This window comes from Thermogutta sp., assembly GCF_014359955.1.
Taxonomy (GTDB): Bacteria; Planctomycetota; Planctomycetia; order Pirellulales; family Thermoguttaceae; genus Thermogutta.
This window is the reverse complement of record NZ_JACIYL010000725.1, coordinates 1-2,250: the sequence shown is the minus strand read 5'-3', so window position 1 is coordinate 2,250 and position 2,250 is coordinate 1. Positions and strand designations below refer to the sequence as shown.

General features: G+C 60.0%; 3 protein-coding genes. 1 reads left to right on the top strand and 2 read right to left on the bottom strand.

Going from position 1 to position 2,250, the window contains the following annotated elements:
* Together H5U08_RS16330 and H5U08_RS16325 are read right to left on the bottom strand one after the other, a co-directional pair.
* Positions 1 to 276 (bottom strand): uroporphyrinogen decarboxylase family protein (locus H5U08_RS16330; protein WP_297035468.1); only part of this gene is annotated, 276 nt, incomplete at its 3' end.
* 242 nt (positions 277 to 518) lie between these two features.
* Positions 519 to 1,274, bottom strand: coding sequence for a hypothetical protein (locus H5U08_RS16325; RefSeq protein WP_297035465.1), 756 nt, complete (start codon positions 1,272 to 1,274; stop codon positions 519 to 521).
* Positions 1,275 to 1,840: 566 nt separating this feature from the next.
* On the opposite strand from H5U08_RS16325, the gene H5U08_RS16320 reads away from it, so the two are divergent.
* Entirely contained in the window at positions 1,841 to 2,221 is a 381-nt protein-coding gene (locus H5U08_RS16320; protein ID WP_297035462.1) for a cupin domain-containing protein, read from the top strand.
* Positions 2,222 to 2,250: the final 29 nt, after the last annotated feature.

Sequence of the window (2,250 nt, the reverse complement as noted above, 5' to 3'; positions counted from 1 at the left end):
AAAACGAAGGTCAAAGCCCATCGGCTCCAGAATCGGTAAAAGATCAGCGAACAGGATCGCTGCGTCCACACCAAGCCGAGCCACCGTATTCACCGTGATGTCCGCGGCCAACTCCGGAGAACGGCACAGCTCGAGAAAGGAGACCTTTTCCCGGAGTTGGCGATACTCCGGCAAGTACCGCCCAGCCTGCCTCATCAACCAGATGGGGACGCGATCGACCGGCTCGCGGCGGGCGGCCTTCATGAAATTGCTCTCTTCCCAGGGAAATGCTGCCATACTACCCGTTCTCGTTGAAGCCTTTGCATCACTGGCGATACCTGCACGCTTGCCCCTTCATGGTAACCCCCTCTACGGCGATTTTCTACGGTGGGATGAGTGCCCGCGACCAGGGCCGTAACACGTGGAAACGTGGAAAAGAGCATTCTCTACAAAAAGAGTCGCCCGAAGACTGGGGAGCCTTCGGGCGACTGGTCACTCACTCATAACCGGTCACTGGGGGCAGGACCGGCCTCATTGGTTCAGGCATTGGGAGCCTGGGGAAGCGGAGCCGGAGCCGTGGGCTTCTCGGCCTTCTTGGGAGCAGGCTGTTCAGCCGGAGCAACCTCGACGCCGCAGCCGCACTCGCTCACGACACAGGCATGCTTCTCGCAACCAAGGAGATTGCGGAGGAAGTTGAGCACCGGCCGTTCGCAGCGGGGCTTGCAACCGGGTTCGCAGACCGGCTCGCAAGCAGGTTCGCAGGGCTTTTCACAAGCCGGCTTCTCGCAGGCGACTTCGCACTCGCGGCAGTGGAGCCGGTGGTGGAGACGGCACAGGGGGCCGCATACCGGTTCTTTGCAGGCCGGCTCGCAAGCAGGCTCACAGGGCTTCTCGCAGGCGGGGTCGCAAGCCTTTTCCTGCTCGCAGGCGTTGCAGTCGGGTTGGCCGCAGGTCGGGCAGGCCGGGCCAATCACCTTGCGGACAAGGTGTCGCACAGGTTGCGGGCGGCAGGTGACACATTCCGGGGCGCAGGCCGGTTCGGGCACAGCGCACTTGGCCGGTTCACATGCCTCGCAGGCCGTCACATGCCGGTGGGATGCGAACAGGTCCCGCAATCCGGCAAACAGGTCGCAACGTTTCGCCCGTTCGCAGGGCTCACATGCCGGGGCTGGCTGGGCGCAAGCCTGACAGCCCTCGTCGAGGCTGACCATGCGGCCGAACATGTCGGCTCCCCAGCTTCGGCCGCACAGCATCGCGCTGATCACAAGCGCTCCCAGTAGCAGTGTCTTTCTCATCGAACGTGCACTCCTCTAAACGACCTGAGAGAGCGTGGCCTTCCAACCTGTCGGCCCCAACCCGAGCACCGCACACGGCCGCTGCGCGACGCGCTCAATCTCGGTCAGTGGGTTCTCCCATGGGTTAGAACCGACTGGGTGGATTAGGGTCGCAGCGCGGGAAGGATCGCACGCGTCCCTCAAAACCCAACTGATTCGCGTCAGGTCCGTCGAACCATTCCGTGGTTCGATTGTTCCCCGTCGGTTGCCTGACACGCCTCCTTCTGGCTGCTGCAGAGCCTCGCGTTGGCGAGGTTCAGTTTTCGTAATCGGCATTCGAGTTGAGCACCCTTGAGCGTGCGCAAGTGTATTTCTGAAAATGGGTTACTATTCTGAAAAGGGGGCTTTTTTCTGTTGCGGAGAATAGAAAGTTGGGGCAATATTTAACGGCGCAGTTCGATTGCAATTAGCCGTTAAACTTTCGCTATATTTTCCATGCGTGTTGATCGGTAAATCTGCTCACGTCGCCACCCCGGCGCAATGAGACCTATCTTGAATTGCCCGCACGTCCCCCTCACAATACCGTCATGAGTGACAAACGCTATCGACTGGCCGATTTCAACCAATTACCCGGTGTGGCCTGTCCCTGCGGCACGGCTTACCGGGCTTTCGCCGATGTGCCGGAGTTTCCCGGCACGATTCACCGGACCGAAATCCATACGGCGGCCAGGCCGCACTTCCATCGAAAACTCACAGAAACCTACTACATCCTGGAAGCCGAGCCGGACGCTTTTCTGGAGTTGGATGGCGACGTCATACCCGTTCACCCTGGACTCTGTGTTGTCATTCCCCCCGGTGTGGTTCATCGTGCGGTTGGACGGATGGTGATCCTCAACATCGTGGTGCCCAAATTTGATCCCAGTGATGAAATCCTGGTAGACGAGCCGGAAGACCGTCCGTCAAAATAGCCTTTCTAGCGATCCGGTTGGGAAACCCG

What these genes read in the sequence shown, in the direction of transcription:
- H5U08_RS16320 (WP_297035462.1), top strand. Translation starts at nt 1,841, where the DNA reads ATGAGTGACAAACGCTATCGACTGGCCGATTTCAACCAATTACCCGGT.
- H5U08_RS16325 (WP_297035465.1), bottom strand. Translation starts at nt 1,274, where the DNA reads ATGAGAAAGACACTGCTACTGGGAGCGCTTGTGATCAGCGCGATGCTG.